At 55.5% G+C, this 337-nt stretch carries 1 protein-coding gene; it reads left to right on the forward strand.

What is annotated here, in order from left to right; all coding sequences use genetic code 11:
• Nucleotides 1-337, forward strand: a 337-nt coding sequence (locus EN861_RS34635) for an ABC transporter substrate-binding protein (RefSeq protein WP_245512181.1), incomplete at both ends; no start/stop codon positions are given.

The following is a 337-nucleotide window of genomic DNA, read 5'->3' on the forward strand; positions in this document are numbered from 1 at the left end:
GGCGGAGGTCGCAACAGGGACAATTCCTCCTGGCCTTCTAGGGCATCGTGAGAAAGCGCTTGTCCCGCCGGAAGGCGATCTCGAGAAGGCCAAGGAGTTCCTAGAAACGGCTGGTGTGAGCGATCTGAACCTGACCATCGATTGCCTGAACGAGAGCCTTTTTTTGACTATAGCCCAGACTGTGCAAGCTCAATTGTCGCAGATCGGCATCACGGTCGAGATCAATGCTCAGGATGCCGGCTCGTTCTGGACGCTCGGCATGGAATCCGAAGGCGATCGCTGGAAGGACATGCAGCTCACTGTCATGTGGTTCAGCAATTTGCCAGACCCCTTCTAT

Origin of the sequence: Mesorhizobium sp. M8A.F.Ca.ET.218.01.1.1 (genome assembly GCF_004791165.1) — a bacterium.
Taxonomy (GTDB): Bacteria; Pseudomonadota; Alphaproteobacteria; order Rhizobiales; family Rhizobiaceae; genus Mesorhizobium.